Origin of the sequence: Enterococcus sp. S53 (assembly GCF_016516865.1) — a bacterium.
Taxonomy (GTDB): Bacteria; Bacillota; Bacilli; order Lactobacillales; family Enterococcaceae; genus Enterococcus_D; species Enterococcus_D innesii.
Genome location: NZ_JACVUH010000007.1, coordinates 149,985 through 168,244 on the forward strand (window position 1 = coordinate 149,985; position 18,260 = coordinate 168,244).

The 18,260-nt window shown below is 44.6% G+C and carries 17 protein-coding genes; 6 read left to right on the forward strand and 11 right to left on the reverse strand.

What is annotated here, in order from left to right:
* Window positions 1-361: 361 nt before the first annotated feature.
* The 7 genes from IAE45_RS10975 to IAE45_RS11005 form a co-directional block, all read right to left on the reverse strand.
* Complete coding sequence (locus IAE45_RS10975; protein WP_086293925.1) at window positions 362-880, reverse strand: GrdB-related putative oxidoreductase; 519 nt, start codon at window positions 878-880, stop codon at window positions 362-364.
* Between the two features lie 17 nt (window positions 881-897).
* On the reverse strand, window positions 898-2,253 hold the full coding sequence (celB, locus tag IAE45_RS10980; protein ID WP_008376054.1) for a PTS cellobiose transporter subunit IIC: 1,356 nt from the start codon (window positions 2,251-2,253) through the stop codon (window positions 898-900).
* Between the two features lie 68 nt (window positions 2,254-2,321).
* Window positions 2,322-2,654, reverse strand: coding sequence for a PTS sugar transporter subunit IIB (locus IAE45_RS10985; RefSeq protein WP_005227348.1), 333 nt, complete (start codon window positions 2,652-2,654; stop codon window positions 2,322-2,324).
* 39 nt (window positions 2,655-2,693) lie between these two features.
* Entirely contained in the window at window positions 2,694-3,641 is a 948-nt protein-coding gene (locus IAE45_RS10990) for a N(4)-(beta-N-acetylglucosaminyl)-L-asparaginase (RefSeq protein WP_200126199.1), read from the reverse strand.
* Window positions 3,642-3,765: 124 nt separating this feature from the next.
* Window positions 3,766-5,067, reverse strand: a complete 1,302-nt coding sequence (locus tag IAE45_RS10995; protein WP_200126201.1) for a Sapep family Mn(2+)-dependent dipeptidase — start codon at window positions 5,065-5,067, stop codon at window positions 3,766-3,768.
* Window positions 5,068-5,092: 25 nt separating this feature from the next.
* The gene (locus IAE45_RS11000) at window positions 5,093-5,821 is read right to left on the reverse strand and encodes a GntR family transcriptional regulator, LSA1692 subfamily (protein ID WP_016609636.1); all 729 of its coding nucleotides are present in this window, start codon (window positions 5,819-5,821) and stop codon (window positions 5,093-5,095) included.
* 26 nt (window positions 5,822-5,847) lie between these two features.
* Window positions 5,848-6,690, reverse strand: coding sequence for a YitT family protein (locus tag IAE45_RS11005; protein ID WP_200126203.1), 843 nt, complete (start codon window positions 6,688-6,690; stop codon window positions 5,848-5,850).
* 247 nt (window positions 6,691-6,937) lie between these two features.
* Here IAE45_RS11005 and IAE45_RS11010 point away from each other — a divergent pair, with 247 nt between their 5' ends.
* Window positions 6,938-7,369: an Hsp20/alpha crystallin family protein gene (locus tag IAE45_RS11010; protein WP_200126205.1), complete on the forward strand. Its 432-nt coding sequence runs from the start codon at window positions 6,938-6,940 to the stop codon at window positions 7,367-7,369.
* Between the two features lie 131 nt (window positions 7,370-7,500).
* Here IAE45_RS11010 and yajC read toward each other — a convergent pair whose 3' ends face one another.
* Window positions 7,501-7,842 (reverse strand): preprotein translocase subunit YajC, encoded by a 342-nt coding sequence (gene yajC / locus IAE45_RS11015; RefSeq protein WP_005232170.1) that lies wholly within the window; start codon window positions 7,840-7,842, stop codon window positions 7,501-7,503.
* 83 nt (window positions 7,843-7,925) lie between these two features.
* Window positions 7,926-9,071: a tRNA guanosine(34) transglycosylase Tgt gene (gene tgt / locus IAE45_RS11020; RefSeq protein WP_005227333.1), complete on the reverse strand. Its 1,146-nt coding sequence runs from the start codon at window positions 9,069-9,071 to the stop codon at window positions 7,926-7,928.
* 198 nt (window positions 9,072-9,269) lie between these two features.
* Between tgt and IAE45_RS11025 the strand changes: the two genes are divergently transcribed.
* Entirely contained in the window at window positions 9,270-9,980 is a 711-nt protein-coding gene (locus IAE45_RS11025; RefSeq protein ID WP_061053705.1) for a DUF975 family protein, read from the forward strand.
* A 449-nt stretch (window positions 9,981-10,429) separates the two neighbouring features.
* Here the strand turns inward: IAE45_RS11025 and queA are convergent, their stop codons facing one another.
* On the reverse strand, window positions 10,430-11,461 hold the full coding sequence (gene queA, locus IAE45_RS11030; RefSeq protein WP_008376077.1) for a tRNA preQ1(34) S-adenosylmethionine ribosyltransferase-isomerase QueA: 1,032 nt from the start codon (window positions 11,459-11,461) through the stop codon (window positions 10,430-10,432).
* Between the two features lie 352 nt (window positions 11,462-11,813).
* Here queA and IAE45_RS11035 point away from each other — a divergent pair, with 352 nt between their 5' ends.
* The 4 genes from IAE45_RS11035 to IAE45_RS11050 are packed head-to-tail and all read left to right on the forward strand — an operon-like array spanning window position 11,814 to window position 15,215.
* Window positions 11,814-12,989: a betaine/proline/choline family ABC transporter ATP-binding protein gene (locus tag IAE45_RS11035; protein WP_005227327.1), complete on the forward strand. Its 1,176-nt coding sequence runs from the start codon at window positions 11,814-11,816 to the stop codon at window positions 12,987-12,989.
* Window positions 12,990-12,992: 3 nt separating this feature from the next.
* A complete protein-coding gene (locus IAE45_RS11040) occupies window positions 12,993-13,628 on the forward strand; it encodes an ABC transporter permease (protein WP_016609633.1) in 636 nt (211 codons plus the stop codon).
* Window positions 13,628-14,548: an osmoprotectant ABC transporter substrate-binding protein gene (locus IAE45_RS11045; RefSeq protein ID WP_200126207.1), complete on the forward strand. Its 921-nt coding sequence runs from the start codon at window positions 13,628-13,630 to the stop codon at window positions 14,546-14,548. Before IAE45_RS11040 ends, IAE45_RS11045 begins: the two co-directional genes overlap by 1 nt.
* A 4-nt stretch (window positions 14,549-14,552) precedes the next feature.
* The gene (locus tag IAE45_RS11050; RefSeq protein WP_005227316.1) at window positions 14,553-15,215 is read left to right on the forward strand and encodes an ABC transporter permease; all 663 of its coding nucleotides are present in this window, start codon (window positions 14,553-14,555) and stop codon (window positions 15,213-15,215) included.
* 131 nt (window positions 15,216-15,346) lie between these two features.
* On the opposite strand, the gene IAE45_RS11055 is transcribed toward IAE45_RS11050, so the two are convergent.
* The gene (locus IAE45_RS11055) at window positions 15,347-18,178 is read right to left on the reverse strand and encodes an endo-beta-N-acetylglucosaminidase (RefSeq protein ID WP_200126209.1); all 2,832 of its coding nucleotides are present in this window, start codon (window positions 18,176-18,178) and stop codon (window positions 15,347-15,349) included.
* Between the last annotated feature and the right edge of the window lie 82 nt (window positions 18,179-18,260).

Genomic DNA, 18,260 nt, shown 5'->3' on the forward strand with positions numbered 1-18,260 from the left:
AACATGTTTTGTTTGTTAACTACTTCACATACAGATCATACAACATCTTTTTTTGTTTGTAAATAGTTTTTGTGATTTTTTTCACAGTTTTATTAAACTCCCTTTAAATTAAGCGTTTTCAAGAGCTTTCAAGGAAAATAAGTGGACAAAAGTTTCGATTTTTATTAAGAAAAATGTCATGTGCTCAGTTGAACAATAGGTAAAAAAACTTTTTGTTCACTTTGGAAAAAAATCACTCTTCCTTCTACTATTTTATCTAAGATTGCCGTATACTCCCTCTAGTATTCTGTCCCTCCCTCAATGGCTATTAGTGTCTATTGAGGACAAAAAAACGACCAGCCAACGCTGATCGTCTTTCTCTTTAAAACAAATCGTCTTGGTCTGCTTCTGTTAGAGGCTTTCCGTGGGCAAGCTGGGAAACAACGTGCGCCATCTTTTTGTAGGAATCATTCAATCCAATCCCGCCTTTTTTCGGCATCTTCAAAATATAGATGTCTTTGGCATAGATTGCCACTGCTGGGTTTTCCTCTGACATCGCTGCAGCCCCTGGAATTCCTTGCGCGTTGAATACTTTCGTCAATCCTGCTGCCATTTCGCCAAAATTAGGATAATGCATCGCAGGTCCGCAAAGAACGGCATCGGCATCAAATTTTTTAGCAAACCCCACAAATTTTTTGTTCACTTCTTCTTGATGCTCGTGATAATATTGGTCACCACAATAAAGCGTTGCAACGATTTGTGCGTCTTGCTCTTGAAAAAGTGGATTCAAGGTTCGACCTGGACCAAGGGCAGCTTTTTTGCCGCTTGGCGGCAACTGAGCATTTTCATCACTTCCCATCCCTGCAGTGACATGATTGAGAATCAAAATTATTTTTTTCATGAGCGGCGCCTCTTTTCTTATAGATCATCAAAATCGAAATCGTCAAAATTGATTTCCTCTTCTTCTTGTTCAACGGCATCCGCTTCTTCTTTTAGATATTGATTATCTAAGACTTTGATAAACGGATAATAAATAGCCATTCCTAAGAGGATCAACAAGACTTGTAAAACAGACGCTTGCCAACCACTGACTAAGAAACCAGAAATAATCGGTGGCGTGGTCCAGGGCAGTTGAATTCCATTGGTATAGTTGACTAACCCAAGATCCATACAGAAGTAAGAGATAATAATATTGATCGTTGGCACTAAAGCAAAAGGAATCAGCAGAACTGGATTCAAGACGATCGGTAACCCAAAGATGATTGGTTCATTGATCCCAAAGATACCTGGTATCAACGATAACTGTGATAGTTTTTTGACCCTTTGGCTTTTACAGACTAAGATCATGACTAAAATCAAAGACAATGTCGAACCGCCCCCGCCAAAGGTCGCGAACATGTCTTGAAATTGACCGGTGATAATGTTAGGAATTTCTGCGCCATTCTTGAAAGCATCTAAGTTTTCAATAGATAATGCCCGTAAGATAGGGTTGAAGACAGCGCCGACCACACTGGAACCATTGATCCCAAAGAACCAGAAAAAATGCAAAAATAGGTAGGCTATGATCATGGCACCTAAAGTATTTCCTAAACTTAACAACGGTGTCTGTAAGAACTTAAAGAGGATCTCTTGCAGATTGCCATAAGACGTTAAGTTGGCTAACCAGTTGGCGATCATAAAAACCGTCACGATCACAAAGCTGGGAATCAATGCCTCAAAGGATTTCACCACGGTTGGGGGAACACCGTCAGGCATTTTGATCGTCCACCCTTTGCGTAATAACGCAACGAACATTCTGGTGGAAATCAAGGCAACGACCATCCCTAAGAACAAACCGCTAGAACCCATCCATCGTAATGGCAGGCTGCCAACTTCATATACTTCCGTAGAGCCTTCTGGTGTGAAAACGGTCGTAAATGGTGTCACGATAAAAAAAGAAACGAGTGAAATAATGGCTGCTTGCATGGCATCAACTTTAAACTGTTTTGCCAAACTATACCCGATCCCACCAACGGCTAAAATCGTCATAATGTCAAAGCTGGCTGTTGCTGGCATATTCAACATCGTTGCCCAGTTGTCTCCCAGCAAACCGCTCATCATCTCGTTCCAATTTGGAATCGGAAAATTGGTCAAGACTAAAAAGAGTGAACCCACGATCAACAACGGTGTGGATAATAAGAAACCATCGCGAATCGCAATCAAGTATTTGTTTTCACCAATCGTCTTTGCCATCGGTGTTAACACTTTTTCTAACCAGTTTAAAAATTTCTGCATTTTTCTTCCTCCCATCTGCGTGCTATCTGGCAGATAACACGTAGTCCCCTGTTACTCCAACACTTTTATTACTTTGCTTTGGCTTTTTTGATCAAGCTCAAGGCATCTTTCAATGCTCGTTCGCCATCCATCATGCCGTATGCTTCTGTCGCGATCGTGCCGACTGGAATCCCCATTGGCTCGAAAGTTGCTTTCATTTTGCTATCTAAGTGTCGTACTTGTGGACCTAACAAAATAGCAACTGGTTTTTCTTGTTCGACTTTTTCTTCTGCATGGATCGCAGGGAATGCTTCGATCGTCAAAGGCATGTTGTGCTTTTTGACGACTTCCATCATTTTATTGACCATGATACTCGTTGACATTCCAGCTTCACAAAACAAATAGATTTTTTTCGTTGCCATATCCATTCCTCCAATGTTTGTTTTTCTCAATCGCGGTTGTTAGACCGGCGCTTTGATTCGTTTTTCATAAGCCTCCAACCATTCTTGCGTGATGGGTTCGATCACGGTTGTCTGCTCAGGTCCTGGTGTTGCCATAAAAATAGCTGGCTCTTGATTGGTGGTTGCGACACTAAAGGTAAATTCTACATTGGTTGCCACGCCCCAGCGCCCCTGTTTATCTAAGGCGATCAGCGAGAAGGCGCCGGCTTTGCCGTAGCGCTTCTTCAATCGCGCTTCAAAGTCGTAAACGGCTTGATCACATGCTTCTTGCGGTGCTAGCCCTTCTCCCATCAAACGGACGATCTCGTAGGAAAGGCAGCCTTTCATCAAGTCTTCCCCTAACCCTGTGGCGGCGGCACCGCCGATTTCACTATCCACATAAAAACCAGAACCAGATAACGGTGAATCGCCGACACGACCGCTTTTTTTCATAAATAGACCAGAACTAGAGGTTCCTGCTGCCATGCTTTGGTGCTCATCCAGCGCAACTACTCCCACTGTATCGTGGCCGTCATAGGGATCGAGGTTGTTGGCAGCGATCTCTGCTTTGCGCTTTTCCCAAATGGTTTTGGCTCGCGGTGTCAACATCTCTTTGGGCTGGAATCCTTCAGCAAGCGCATAAGCGACCGCTCCTTGGCCGATCCGAAAACTATTGAATTTTTCCTCACTTAGGCGGCGTGCCACGGAAATAGGATTTTCCACATCGACGATCCCAGCGACGGCACCAATTTTGAAGGTATCACCATCCATAAAGGCAGCGTCCATTTCCAACACGCCTTCTTCGTTGGGCAGTCCGCCATACCCCACCGATTTATAAAATGGATAATCTTCCACTGCTTTAATGGCTGTTTCTACTGCATCTTGGCAGGAGCCTTGTTGCTCTAATAGTGCTTTAGCAGCGAGCACGCCATCGTATGCCATCCGCCATGTAGCAATCATTCCCCACATAAATATCCCTCCATTTTTCATAGCGCTTTCAAGTATATTCTATACGGTATATACTACTATGTCTATACTAAAAAAAGAGTTTCTCAAAAAAATTGGAAAAACTCTTCTTCGTCCGTGTCTTCGCTTATTTTGTCAGTGCTTGTAAGCTGCGCAAATAAATTTCAAGATTCATCCGTAGATCGGCAACCGCCATGTACTCATCTTGGTTATGAGCGATCCCTTTTTGCCCTGGAAAAGACGGACCAAAAGCAAGGATGTTTGGCATCTTGCGGGCATAGGTTGCTCCTGTAGTCGTCACGGGGGTTGGATCATTGCCCGTTACTTGGTGATAGATCGTCGATAGCGTTTGGATTTCGGGGGCATCTTTTGATCGGCAGAACCCCGGAATGCTGCGAAGGATCGTAAGACTTGCCCCTTTTGGCAATGCCTTTTGCACCCCAGCGAGTACTTGTTCCTCCGTTACCGATACCGGATAGCGAAAGGCCACTTCTAACGCTAGTCCACTGGCGGATTTTTGGAGAACCACAGGGGTCAAGATCAACTTTCCTGAATCAGCATCTTCTAGTACCAAATCAATGCCTTCGCCATAGTGCTGCTGGTGAAAACTTTGGGCGATCCACTGCAAAGCTGCTTGCAAGGATGGTGTCGCTGCTAGTTGCGGTGCTGCTTGCTGGGCAAGCTTTGTAATGGCATTGTCCCCTAGCTCAGGGGCATTGCTAGGGGAACGTTTGCCTAGTGCTTCAAAGGACTGGCTGCCTACGGTTACCGATAGGTGGTCTGGCACATGATCGCGGAATTGATCGCCAGAAAACGCCGCTAACAGCTGCTGTTCTTGGGCGGGCAATGGAAAATCAAGTTGCACATTGACGACACCTCGTTCGCCGTAAACCACTGGATACTTGCAGTCTGGCGTAAAACCAAAACGCGGTGGCTGCTCAACCGCTAGATAATGCGGGATATCCGACATGCCGCTTTCTTCATCTGTACCGAAAATAATCCGCAGCGGTAATTGCGGTTGATGACCAAGGTCTTTCAATAATTTCATGGCAAACAAACAGCTGATGATCGGGCCTTTGTTATCTAAGATCCCTCGGCCATAAAAGTTGCCGTCTTTTTCAGTTAGTGCAAAGGGTGGGTAGCTCCAGCCAGAACCTGCCGAGACGACATCCAAGTGTCCTAACACACCGATATAGTCGGTATCCGTTGGTCCCCAATGGGCATAGCCGATCGCATCATCAATGACCGTTGTTTGAAACCCGTATGCTGCGCTTTTTTCCATGACGTATGCTAACACTTCTCGTGGTCCCTTGCCATAAGGCGCATGAGGCGCCGGCTCACCTTTGACGCTTGCGATCTGCATCACTTCGTCCAAAAGCGTGAGAAATTCTGGCCAATTGGCTTCAATACTTGCTGTGAGTGGATCCATTGTCTTCACCTCTAAAGGATTGATTTTATTTTTGACGCACTAATGTATTTTTGAAGGTATATTTGTCTGCTCGGTAATAGGATGTATCGTATAAGATCGGTTTGGCTGATGCGGAATAGGTCATCGAATGGACCAAAAGCATCGGTTCCTCTTGAGGTACCTGCAAAAGTTTCGCAATATCGGCAGGACTTTTCACAGCTTCCACCTCTTGATGGGAATAACCAATCTCGATGTTGGCTTCAATGACTTGATACAAAGACGACTCTAATTGAGCTTTCGTGAGTTCTGCAGTGTCTTCTTGCAGATAGCGTTTCAGTACGTAAAGATTTTCCACCGTCATCGGCTCATCATCAAAGTAACGCAAACGCACCAAATAAACGATCGGTTCCTTGGCATAATCGCCAAACAGCTGCCCAATCTCTATCGGGAGCTCTTTGACAGTTTCGATATGCAAAACTTCCGTACGGGTCTTTTTCCCTTGGATCTTTGCAGTTTCAGTAAAACTTTGGAGCCCGCCAGAGCCGCTTTGGATCTTGGGCTGTTTCATGACATAGGTTCCTTTGCCTTTTTCTTTCACTAACAAATTCTGGCCAATCAATAGATCGATGGCTTTGCGCACCGTTAAACGGCTGCACTGAAATTCCTCTGCTAAATCATAATCGGAAGGAAGCTTTTGGCTCGTCACGTACGTACCTTCATGAACCCGTTGCGCAATCTGCTGGGCAACTTCTTGAAATACTGCTTGTTTTTTCAACGTCTCTCCTACTTTCTTTCACTTTGCTACCATTCATAAAACGATCGATTGGCACTGACGCCAGAAGAAACACTGACAAACGCTTGTTCATCGATTCCTTGGATCATGCCTTCGACGGTCTTGAGTTCTCTATGGGAAATGACCAGTAATAATAGTTTTTTCTGTTTATGATCAAATCCACCTTCGACATCGTTGATGACCGTGATGCCTCGCTGCAAGGCACATTGCAGCGTCGTAATGACGGGTTCTGCTTTTTCTGTAACGACCAGCAGCTGCACACGCCGCTGTTTCAGGTTGACGTAGTCGACCATCCGCCCACTGATGAAGAAGGAAATGGCACTATAAAAAGCATAGGGCCAGCCAAAGATCAGTCCGGCTGCTAGCTGCAAACTGACATTGAAGCCGATAAATAAGCTACCGATACTTCTACCAGTGGCTTTTTTCACTAAAATCCCTAAAATATCAAGCCCACCCGTTGAAAAATCGTCGTTCAATGTCAAGCCCACCGACACCCCGTGCAGCAATCCGCCGAACACGGCACAGATCACCGGATCGGTCGTTAAAGCAATGATCGGTACCACCTTCATCATAACAGAAGACAGGACGACGGTACAAACCGTCATAATGGTAAATTCTCGATCGATTTTGACCCAAGCAACCGCTAACAATGGCGCATTAAAAAAAAGCACCAAAAGCGGGATCGAAAGCTGCAGATTCAACTGCTCGTCTAAAAGCTGCGACAACAATTGCGACAAACCAGTGATCCCACTCGCATAAATATTTCCCGGCAGCCAAAAGAGATTTAAAGCAATCGACGACAACAATGCATAGATCAAAGCAACAAGCATTCGTTTTCTATAACGTGCCATGTTTTTCCTCCTCCACTTCGCTTTTAGTATATATCATTAAGTATATACTGTCACGCGAAAAAAGCAGGCGAAATGAAGGCGGAAATGGAAACAAAGCAATGTAAAAAAACGCCAAAATCAAGGAGTAAAACGTTGGTATCAAAGGTTTTTTAAGATTTTTTTAAAGCGAGTAAATCACTTGAAATTCGCTAAAAAATGAATAAAATAAAAAGTGTAAAAACAAAAGAATAAAGAAAGGATGATTCTTATGACACATGAGATTGTGCCACGCCGCTCAGATTCATACAGTATGACACCTTTTGATTTCTTTGAAGATTTTGGCCGCAGTTTTTTTGATGGGTTTCCATCGAACCTGATCAAAACCGATATTCACGAGAATGACCATGAATTTCTCGTTGAAGCAGAACTGCCTGGCATCCCTAAGGAAAATATTCAAGTAACCTATGAGAATGGGGTTTTAACGATTACGGGACAACACCAGACGGATCATGCGACCGAAGATGAAAAAGGACGTCTGGTTCGCAGCGAGCGCAGCTTGACAAGCGTTCGGCGACAATACCTGTTAGAAAACGTCAAAGAGGATGAAATCAAAGCCTCTTACGCTGAAGGAATTTTGAAATTGACGTTGCCAAAAGACCAAGGCAAACAAGCGTCAAAGAAACTGATTCCGATCGAGTAACGAAGGCAATCAAAGCACCGCAGCAAAACGAGCGATCTCTGTTTTGCTGCGGTGTTTGTTTTATTTTAGAAACTGTCCGACTACTAAAAAAATGCACCATCGCTTCTGAGAAAGCGACGGTGCGTTTGTGCTTATTCTTTGGTTTCGTCTTGGATGCTCGTTGCGTCTTCGACATCAGCTGGTTCGATTTGTGTTTCAACGGATGCAACAGTTCCAGGTTTCACTGTGCGGATCGCTGAACGATCAAACTCTAAGAAAATTCCTTCACAGTCGATGATCACGGTGCTTTTTTCTGTGTTGACTTCAGAAAGAACGCCGTGGAGTCCGCCGATGGTTACGACTTCATCGCCAGCTTTCATATTTTCTAAAAGATTTTTACGCTCTTGCTGTTGTTTCTTTTGTGAACGACTCATAAAGAACCACATTGCCACTAAAGCAACCAGCATAAAGAGCATTGGTAAAGATTGTGCCATTTTTTTCACCTCGATTTATTTTCTTTCCTATAAGATACTTTATCAGAATTCCTCTATTATTCCCACCATTTTAGTAGAGAATGTTAGAAATTCCTCGCATTTTCCTTGTTGAACCCATACTCTTCAATAAAATGCTCACGGAACTCCAACAAGTTGTCGTCCATGATGGCTTGACGGACATTTTTCATTAGATTCAATAAGAAGTAGACATTGTGGTAAGACGTCAAACGCATACCAAAGGTTTCATCACATTTGATCAAGTGACGAATATACGCACGAGAATAGTTTTTACATGTATAGCAATCACACTTCTCGTCGATTGGTCGAAAGTCACGGGCATATTGCGCATTTTTCACGACTAAACGACCTTTTGAAGTCATACAGGTACCGTTTCTTGCGATCCGTGTTGGTAAAACGCAGTCGAACATATCGACACCGCGAATCACGCCATCGATCAAGGAGTCCGCTGCCCCAACGCCCATCAGGTAACGTGGTTTGTTTTCTGGGATCCAAGGGGTCGTAAATTCCAACACGCGATTCATTTCCGCTTTTGGTTCGCCAACTGACAGGCCGCCGATGGAATAACCTGGGAAGTCCATACTGATCAAGTCTTGGGCACTTTGCTTGCGCAAGTCTTCAAAGCCTGCACCTTGAATGATCCCAAACAAGCCTTGACGATCTGGATTGGCATGAGCTTTCAAGCCACGTTCTGCCCAGCGAGACGTCCGTTCCACCGATTTTTTGACGTAGTCATAGCTTTCATCAAATGGCGGACACTCATCAAAACTCATCATGATATCTGATCCTAATTTGTTTTGGATATCAATCGCTTTTTCAGGAGATAAAAACATTTTCGACCCATTCAAATGGTTTTTGAAATGGACACCTTCTTCGACGATGTTGCGCATTTCGGCTAATGAAAAGACTTGGAAACCACCAGAATCTGTTAAGATCGGTTGATCCCAATTCATAAATTTATGTAAGCCGCCTGCTTCTGCAACAATGTCTTCTCCTGGACGCAACCACAAGTGATAGGTATTGCTTAAAATGACGCCTGCACCCATTTCTTTCAACTCTTCAGGGGCAAGGGTTTTGACCGTTGCTAATGTGCCGACTGGCATGAACATTGGCGTTGGAAAGGTTCCGTGAGGCGTGATCAGTTCGCCTAAACGGGCACCGGTATGCTTTTCTTTCTTTATCAGACGATAACGAATGGCTGGTTCCGTCATTCATTTCCCTACTTTCTCTCTAAACTCGATTAACTGTGCAACCCTATCTATGATAAGGGTTGCCCTTACATTTTGCAAGGAAGTTTAAAGAAACTAAGAGTATTTTCTCCTAGTTATGCGAAACATCTATTACTTTTTTTTGAAGATTTAGCGAAAGTTTGCTATCATGTTATTTATATTGAAGGGAGGTTTTTTGAAATGAAATCAAATAGAGAACTAAAAGCAGAAGCAAAAGCAATCCTGAGAGGCCGCTGGAAAGACAGTGTTTTGATGTGTATTGTACCGACTTTGATCTCGATCGCTATCGCACTCGTCATTATCGTTCTTGCTGTTATTCCATTGTATCAAAGCGGTATGTTCAATGATCTTGGTTCTACCGATGCAGTCAATTCCGCTGGCGGAAGCGGTGGCAGTGGTGGCGGCGGTTTGATCAGCGGTCTATTTTCTGCCTTATTCGGTGCGGGGATCTCTTGGACTTTCCTTGACATTTTACGCGGTAAGAAGCAATCGATCCAGCCCTTTTCTGATGTCTTTCGTGGCTTCAGTGGTGCTTTCGTGTTAGGGATCATCGTCATCTATATTTTGTCGACTATTTTCACGACGTTGTGGACGTTCCTGTTTATCATTCCTGGGATCATCAAAGCTTATTCTTATTCTCAAGCATATTTTGTCTTTTATGATACCTACGAAGAAACCGGTATGCGGCCAGATTTTCTCAGCTGTATCACGGGGAGTCGTCATTTAATGAAAGGCTACAAAGGACAATTGTTCATCCTAGATTTGAGCTTCATCGGCTGGCACATTTTGGCCATCATGACAGCAGGAATCGGCTACTTATGGTTGACGCCATACATCAGTGCAACCAAAGCAGCATTCTATGACAATCTGCCTAAACGAGCACTTGCTTAAAAGATCGGTTCGCCGGTCTTTTTTTTGAAGAAAAGAATCGTTTTCTTTTGCAAACGCTTCCGTTTCGTGTTATAGTATACGTGTAAGGAAGGTAGCAACTCTGTTGGTGGTTTTCGTAAATATCGCAAACTCAATCTACTAAAAGTTGTTGAACGTACAAGTTTCACCTAGTACCAAACGTGTAAAGTAACAAGAAGAAAAACGTAACAAGGATCGAACATTTCCATATCGAAAAATGATACGTCTCATTTTGTATCGGAATACACGAAACATGTGTAAGTTTGTAAATGAAAACAAATTTTCGAGAAACATTGCTTTGCATGGACCACAAAAAGCGACCACCACTTATACCTTCCTCTAGTAGTAAGCTGGGCGACAAAAAAAGCAGTTCTAAAAGTTGAGAAATTGATTCAACTTAAAGAGCCGCTTACGTCGCTCAGTTTTTTTGTTTATTTTAAGAACATCGCATCGCCAAAGCTAAAGAAGCGATACCGCTCATCGATGGCATGTTGGTAGGCAGAAAGTGTTAGGTCGCGTCCTGCAAAGGCACTAACTAACATCACTAAGGTTGATTTTGGTAGGTGGAAGTTGGTAGAAAAAGCTTCCACGATTTTAAACTGATAGCCTGGCGTGATAAAAATACTCGTCCACCCACTATCGGCTTTGATTTGCCCATCAAACTTGGTCCCAATGGTTTCTAATGTACGGATCGAAGTCGTTCCGACTGCAACGATCTTGCCGCCATTTGCCCGAACCTCGTTCAATTGCGCGGCAGCTTCTTCTGTCAAACGGTAAAATTCGCTGTGCATCTCATGATCAGCGATATTATCGACACTGACTGGACGAAACGTTCCTAAACCAACGTGCAAAGTCAGATAAACCAACTTGACGCCTTTTGCGGCGATCTGCTCCAGCAATTCTGGGGTAAAATGCAAGCCGGCAGTTGGTGCGGCAGCTGAGCCGTTTTCTTTGGCATAAACCGTTTGATAGCGGTCTGGGTCTTCTAGCCGTTCTTTGATGTAAGGCGGTAACGGCATTTCGCCAAGTGATTCCAGAATCTCTAAAAAGATTCCTTTGTATTGAAAACGAATGATCCGGCCGCCGTGATCGAGCTCTTCTTCCACCACTGCCTCTAATCGTCCGTCGCCGAAGGTGATCTTCGTGCCGACTTTGGCTCTTTTGGCTGGCTTGATCAAGGTTTCCCACGTATCCCCTTCAATATTATTCAGTAAAAGGATTTCCAGATGGGCACCTGTTTCTTGTTTTTCGCCATAAATACGAGCTGGTAGCACCCGCGTATCATTCATCACCAAGGCATCCCCTGGTTCCAATTCATCAATGATGTTATAGAAGTGCTTGTCCTCAAATTTGCCAGTCTCGCGGTCAACCACTAATAAACGGGAACTTGAGCGATCACTTAATGGCGTTTGAGCGATCAGTTCTTCCGGTAAGTCAAAATCAAAATCTTCAGTTGTAAGCATGTTGTTCCTCTCTTTCCCTAAATTCTTCTCTATTCTAGCATGTTTTTATAAAAATTGAAAAAACAGCTTTTAATTCTGCCCTTTCTTAGAAAAAATTAAAGAGACTGCTGCCAAGGCGTTCAGCAAAAAAGTCTCCTTTTTCCCAATGAAAAATAACGACATATTTCCGCTGCTTCTTTTCTCTATGCATCGCTCCTTAATTTGGACTTGCTTATGGCGCTATTTTCAGTTTTGTCTATACAATTATGAAAAAAATGGGCAGATTATTTGAATAACACGTGACTTTTCGGCATACTTAGTACAGATTATAAGCCATTATTCAGATTGCTTAAATAAAAATAGAGGTGACATCATGATTGAGTTTCAGCAGGTATCCAAAATTTACAAAGGTGGTAAAGTCGCTGTTGAAGATGTGAATCTTTCCTTTGAAAAAGGCGAATTCATTTGCTTCATCGGGACAAGTGGTAGTGGAAAGACGACTTGTATGCGGATGATCAACCGTATGACGGATCCTTCTAAAGGAAAAATCTTGATCAATGGAAAAAGCGTTACAGAGATCAACCCCGTGGAATTACGCCGTCAAATCGGCTATGTGATCCAAAGCATCGGTTTGATGCCTCACATGACGATTCGGGAAAACATCACATTGGTTCAAAAATTGTTAAAAGTCAGCCAAGAAGAACGCAACAAAACTGCCGAGCGCATGATCGACTTAGTGGAATTGCCGCGAGAAATGCTCGACCGTTACCCCAACGAATTGTCTGGAGGACAACAGCAACGGATCGGTGTTGTCCGTGCCCTGGCAGCTGACCAAGATGTCATTTTAATGGATGAGCCTTTTGGCGCACTAGACCCAATCACTCGTGACTCCTTACAAGATTTGGTTAAAGACTTGCAAGAACGGCTTGGAAAAACTGTCGTCTTTGTTACCCATGATATGGACGAAGCATTGAAGCTTGCTAGCCGCATCGTGATCATGAGTGAAGGAAAAGTCATTCAATTTGATACACCAGAAAATATTCTGCAACACCCAGCAACACCGTTTGTGGAAGAGTTGATCGGTGAAGACCGCTTGTTACAAGCAAAACCTGACACGACGCCAGTCAAAGACGTAATGTTAAATACCCCGATCGCTATCACACCAGAAAAATCCTTACAAGAAGCGATTCACTTGATGCGGGAAAAACGGGTCGATACCTTGCTTGTTACCGACAATAGCAACGTGCTAAAAGGCTACATCGATGTCGAATCCATCGACCGCAACCGTGGCAAAGTTACTAGTGTCGGCGATATCTTGAACAAAGATGTCTTTTTCGTTCGCGAAACCGCCTTGTTGCGGGATACCTTGCAACGTATCTTAAAACGCGGCTTAAAATATGTCCCAGTAGTAGATGCCGACAAACATTTAGTCGGGATTTTGACCCGTGCTTCCTTAGTTGATATCGTTTATGATGTGATTTGGGGCGATGAGCCATCGATCATGGAAGCCATTGAGTCGGCGAAACCTGAAGAAACTGAGGAGGTCTAGCGCATGCAAAGCTTCTTTAATGAATATGGCGGCCAATTGGTCACCAAAAGTCTCGAACATTTGTATATCTCCTTTGCGGCTTTGCTCTTAGGGATTCTTGTTGCTGTACCGATCGGTGTGATCTTGACCCGTTTCCCCAAAGCAGCAACGGTCGTGATCGGCATCACCAGTGCGCTGCAAACCGTGCCTTCTTTGGCACTATTGGCATTGATGATCCCGATTTTAGGTGTCGGAAAAGTCCCTGCTATCGTCGCTCTTTTCATTTATTCCTTGTTGCCGATTTTGCGAAATACCTACATTGGAATGAAAAAAGTCGATTGGAATTACCGCGATGTTGCCAAAGGGATGGGGATGACCAACTTGCAGTCGATCATCAGTGTGGAATTACCTCTAGCGATCCCAACGATCATGGCAGGGATCCGCTTATCGGCCGTGTATGTTTTAGCCTGGGCTACCTTGGCTTCTTACATTGGTGCCGGTGGACTTGGTGATTTGATCTTTAGCGGACTAAACAACTACCAACCGCCTTTGATTTTTGCTGGGACGATTCCAGTGACGATCTTTGCTTTATTAGCTGACTGGTTACTGGGTTTGTTAGAAAACAAACTGACACCAGCTGCCTTAAGGGGGGATGCGTAATGAAAAAAACTTCAAAATTAGCGCTGTTGTTTTCCTTAAGTGTCGCTTTACTGTCCGGCTGTTCCTTTCCCGGTTTAGCTTCGACTTCTGATGAGAATACCGTGGCGATCACAGGTGGGATCACTTCCGAAGCCCAAATTCTTGGCGCGGTGGTTGCCGGTATGGTCGAACACTATACGGATAAAAACACAACCGTCATTAACAACTTAGCAACAACGACCATCAATCACCAAGCGATGATGAATGGCGATGCGTCGATCTCAGCTGCCCGCTACACAGGAACTGACTTGACCACTACGTTAGGGTTGGAACCAGAATCTGATCCGCAAGCCGCCTTTGACAAAGTCAAATCAGAATTTGAGCAACGGTACCAACAGACTTGGTTCCCATCTTACGGCTTTGATAACACATATGTCTTTCTTGTCAGGAAAGACACTGCCGAAAAATACGGATTGGAAAAAGTCAGTGACTTGAAAGATGTCGCAGATCAATTGGTCGCAGGGGTCGATACCGCGTGGATCACACGGGTCGGTGATGGGTACGATGGCTTCCAGAAAGCCTATGGATTCTCTTTCCAAAATATCCTACCGATGCAGATCGGTCTTGTCTATGATGCTGTTGATAACGGAAAAATGGATATCGTTTTAGGGTACTCAACCGACGGCCGGATCGGCAGTTACGATCTCGTGATGCTAGAAGATGATCTAAACTTCTTCCCGCCTTATGATGCCGCACCGATCGTCGATGACAAATTATTGGAAGAAACACCTGAAATCGGCGATGCCCTGAACAAATTAGCAGGCAAAATTGATACCGAAAAAATGCAAGAATTGAATTACCAAGTGGATAATGACCTTCTAGAACCAACGGTAGTTGCTGAACGTTTCTTAGAAGAAAATAATTACTTCGAAGGAGAGTGACGAAATGGCAGACATGAATTTATTCCAACAATTTCTTTTCTATTTTCAAGAAAATGGCGGCTATGTTTTTGCCCAGTTCATTCGTCACTTCTTGATTTCAATCTACGGGGTACTTTTTGCCTCGATCGTCGGGATTCCAATCGGGATCTTGATTTCTAAAAAAATGCGTTTGGCAGATTGGGTGATTCGTTTCGCCAATATCATCCAGACGATTCCATCTTTAGCGATGATCTCGATTTTAATGATCGGCATGGGCTTAGGTGTGAATGTCGTGATTTTAACGATTTTCCTTTATTCTTTGTTACCGATCATCAAAAATACCTATACCGGCATGCGCCAAGTCGACCGCAATACGTTAGATGTCGGCAAAGGGATGGGGATGACTAGCTGGCAACGATTGTATATGATCGAATTGCCATTGTCTGTTTCGGTGATCATGGCAGGGATTCGAAACGCCTTAGTCGTGGCGATCGGTATCACCGCCATTGGCGCTTTCGTTGGTGCTGGTGGACTGGGGGACATCATCATCCGCGGAACCAATGCGACAGATGGAGCATCGATCATCTTAGCCGGTGCTTTACCAACTGCCTTGATGGCAATCATTACGGATCTTGGGCTAAGCTTTATTGAACGCCGCTTAGATCCCGCCAGCCGTACTTCACGCTAAACTTATTGGGAAAAAGCAAAAGCCGTTGTGACCATTTATTGGTCGCAACGGCTTTTTTGGTTCGGTCATTTTTCAGAAAAGCATCGCTTCAGCCGCTTCCCTTTTTAGGGTTAACGCCCTGCTCTTTTTTGCTATTTATCCATTCCGTATACTTCGACTTCATAGATTCGGGCTGCCGAATCTGCTCCTTGTGTTGGTTTATCGATACTGATTTTTACATATTGCACCTTCTGGACGGCAAACGTATTGGTGCTATTGCCGGCTTCATTTTTCAACGTTCGTGAAACTGGCTCATAGTCTTTGCCATCTTCACTGATGAGCACCGTATACGCCCGCGTATTCATGTCTGGACCTTCTCCACCAGCCTCCGCATGAGCGAGGCGTACTTCACTGACCGTTTGTGGTCGACCGAGATCGATCATCAACTCATGAGGCGCATTGCCTGTCGCACACCACTTCGTACTCAAATCACCATCGAGGGCAAAAGCCGGTGCTTCGGCATCATTGACAAACGATGAAGCAGTTGCTTCGGCATCTTTTGAAAGCAGCAGCAACTCTTTCGGCGCATCAGCAGAAATCGTGATCAATCCCGCCATTTCCAGAGGGGTCTCTCCTGCTTCGTTTTTGGCAACAAGCGTGACTTTGTAGGTACCTGGTTCCGAATAGGTCACTTGGGGATTTTCTTCTGTACTGCTGGTGATATCGCCGCCTTCAAACGTCCATTCAAATGCTTCGGCATTCGCAGATGAGGTATTCGTGAAGGTGATCGTTTCCCCCGGTGCCGCTAAGGTTTTAGAGGCTGTAAAGGCTGCTTTTGGCAGCTGATTGTTCGGCCAAGTGATCTCCACCGTATCGGATAGCTTGCCGCGATTGCCATAGCGATCCACTGCCACCACCGCGAACTTGGTTCTCGTCCCTTTTGGTCGTTCAACGGCATTCAAATAGTGGTTGGTTGCTGGCGTAGCTGCTAAGAAAGAGCGTGAGCCGTCATCGTTCAATTGGTAGACCTCATAAACCGCAGCTGTCTTGTCCTTGGCAGCTTCCCACGTTAAACGGACACCCGCATAGTTGCCCTCTTCTTCATCAAAGAGCACATCCTCAACCGTCAATGCTTCGGCAGCGAATTTCTCCGCTTTCTGATCTCCGATCGTTAATTGCCCTAAATTCAATTCATAGACATCACTGGTTTCTTTCGTGGTTATGTCATAACCGATCGCTGTCACTTCTCCTTTGATGTCTTTCAATGAGTAGGTGATCGTCGTCCAGTCTGTTGCGACCTCTTTGTCTCCTTTGATTGTTTGTGTCGAACCATCGGCTAAGGTCACGACCAAATCAAGAGTTGTCGGTACCGTTGCTTTGACAGTCGTCGTCAGCTTCGTCTTTTTCGTCACAGGAAATGCTGTCTGATACAATGCCATGTGACTGGTACTGCCTTTTGTCATCTGTCCACGTAGTTTCAGTGCATTTCCGCCATTGTAGGCATCCGCATAATTGATTGATACAGCCAAATCATTGTCTTTTCCATGGTCAAAGACCCAACGATAGGTCGGCAAAACAGCTTGCAAACTCCGATTGTTCCAATTGCGGCTGGACACTTTTTCTCCCTCGATAAAATAGTTGTAGCCATTCCCCAGACTAAAATTCGTCACAAAAGGCAGCTCTGTGATAGCGGTCTGTTCCAAGGCATAGGTGGAGATCCCAGGCCACTCTGTCGCTTCTGGCAGCTGGCTTTCCCGAGGATCACCCGTGTTATTGACCCAAAAAGCATTCTCTTTGCTTTGGAAGTCATCCGGCGTACTAGCAGAAGAATAGGTCCAGCTAGGCACATACAGGCCCAATGAAGTATAAGGAACGCCTTTTTCATCCGTAAACAGATCCCAGCGCACAGGCGTTGCATAGCCATTTTCTTGTACATCGATCCCAGCAAAAAGATCGTAAGGATCGACACCGATTTCACGGGCTTTTTCATTGGAGGCCTTCAACAGCTCCTTGTCCGCCAGTTTGTCAGTGGTCCACCAGAAATTCAAGAACATACTGTCTGCCAATGGGTTCATCTCTGCATCCACTAAATAGGCTTTGTTCTTATCCGTCAGAGCATTTTGCCAATCCATTTTCCCATCACTCGTCATGGAATCATACCACATGATCTCTAAATGATCGTCGGCTTGTTCTTTGAATTGGGCGATCAGTTCTTGCATCGCTTTGGCGTGGCTTTCATTTAGTCCTTTACCATCAGCCCCCGATTGTTCGACACCTTCCGCTGCATCATCAAAACTAGTGACCGCCGTATCGGTTTCTTGATTGATGAACCAGCCATCAAAGCCATACCTATTGGCAACTTCGATCATTTTTTCTACGATCGGGAAATTGCCGTCCTCATCCTTAGCTAAAAACGTATCTAGCCATTCCAGCTTCCCACCATGGGCAGTTTGCGGAAAGAAGATCGTTCCTAAAACCGGCACGCCATTCCTATGAGCAGCATCTGTCACATCAGGACTTGGCGGTACGATGATCCCTTCGCCAGAAGAGCCGCCCCAATAAACCAATTGATCGATGTATTGCCAATAAGAAAAGACATTGGCATCAAAGGTATTGATCCCTCGTGGTGCATTGCCGCTCGTACTGCTATTCATGATCGAAAGCGCCACGACTTTGGTTTCTGCCGTTTGCGTGTCATTCATCTTCGGCAACGTCTCTTTAGCTGCCCGCTGCGCTAATGGAACAACGCTGGTATTGTATTTCGCATCTGGATCTTTTTCAAAAGACCATGCCAACAAATCCTCTGGGAACCAATAAGACGACTCCGGTTGATTGTCCATCGCTTTTTCCAACGTACTTTTGGCTGTTTCTTGGTAAACGACTTTTCCAGTTGTCTTCGCCTCACTTTGGGTGCAGCCACCGATTGCCGTTGCCGCTGCCAATACCAACAAAGATACGCCAACTTTACTGATTTTCCTTGTCACACTTCTTCCTCCTTGTTTTACATAAACCCGCCAACATTCCTACACTAAAACGATAACGCTTTCAAAGATCGGAATATAGGAA

Bases quoted from the DNA above. Each gene is read 5' to 3' on its own strand.
- IAE45_RS10975 (WP_086293925.1), bottom strand. From the start codon at position 880: ATGAAAAAAATAATTTTGATTCTCAATCATGTCACTGCAGGGATGGGA.
- celB (WP_008376054.1), bottom strand. From the start codon at position 2,253: ATGCAGAAATTTTTAAACTGGTTAGAAAAAGTGTTAACACCGATGGCA.
- IAE45_RS10985 (WP_005227348.1), bottom strand. From the start codon at position 2,654: ATGGCAACGAAAAAAATCTATTTGTTTTGTGAAGCTGGAATGTCAACG.
- IAE45_RS10990 (WP_200126199.1), bottom strand. From the start codon at position 3,641: ATGTGGGGAATGATTGCTACATGGCGGATGGCATACGATGGCGTGCTC.
- IAE45_RS10995 (WP_200126201.1), bottom strand. From the start codon at position 5,067: ATGGATCCACTCACAGCAAGTATTGAAGCCAATTGGCCAGAATTTCTC.
- IAE45_RS11005 (WP_200126203.1), bottom strand. From the start codon at position 6,690: ATGGCACGTTATAGAAAACGAATGCTTGTTGCTTTGATCTATGCATTG.
- IAE45_RS11010 (WP_200126205.1), top strand. From the start codon at position 6,938: ATGACACATGAGATTGTGCCACGCCGCTCAGATTCATACAGTATGACA.
- yajC (WP_005232170.1), bottom strand. From the start codon at position 7,842: ATGGCACAATCTTTACCAATGCTCTTTATGCTGGTTGCTTTAGTGGCA.
- tgt (WP_005227333.1), bottom strand. From the start codon at position 9,071: ATGACGGAACCAGCCATTCGTTATCGTCTGATAAAGAAAGAAAAGCAT.
- IAE45_RS11025 (WP_061053705.1), top strand. From the start codon at position 9,270: ATGAAATCAAATAGAGAACTAAAAGCAGAAGCAAAAGCAATCCTGAGA.
- queA (WP_008376077.1), bottom strand. From the start codon at position 11,461: ATGCTTACAACTGAAGATTTTGATTTTGACTTACCGGAAGAACTGATC.
- IAE45_RS11035 (WP_005227327.1), top strand. From the start codon at position 11,814: ATGATTGAGTTTCAGCAGGTATCCAAAATTTACAAAGGTGGTAAAGTC.
- IAE45_RS11040 (WP_016609633.1), top strand. From the start codon at position 12,993: ATGCAAAGCTTCTTTAATGAATATGGCGGCCAATTGGTCACCAAAAGT.
- IAE45_RS11045 (WP_200126207.1), top strand. From the start codon at position 13,628: ATGAAAAAAACTTCAAAATTAGCGCTGTTGTTTTCCTTAAGTGTCGCT.
- IAE45_RS11050 (WP_005227316.1), top strand. From the start codon at position 14,553: ATGGCAGACATGAATTTATTCCAACAATTTCTTTTCTATTTTCAAGAA.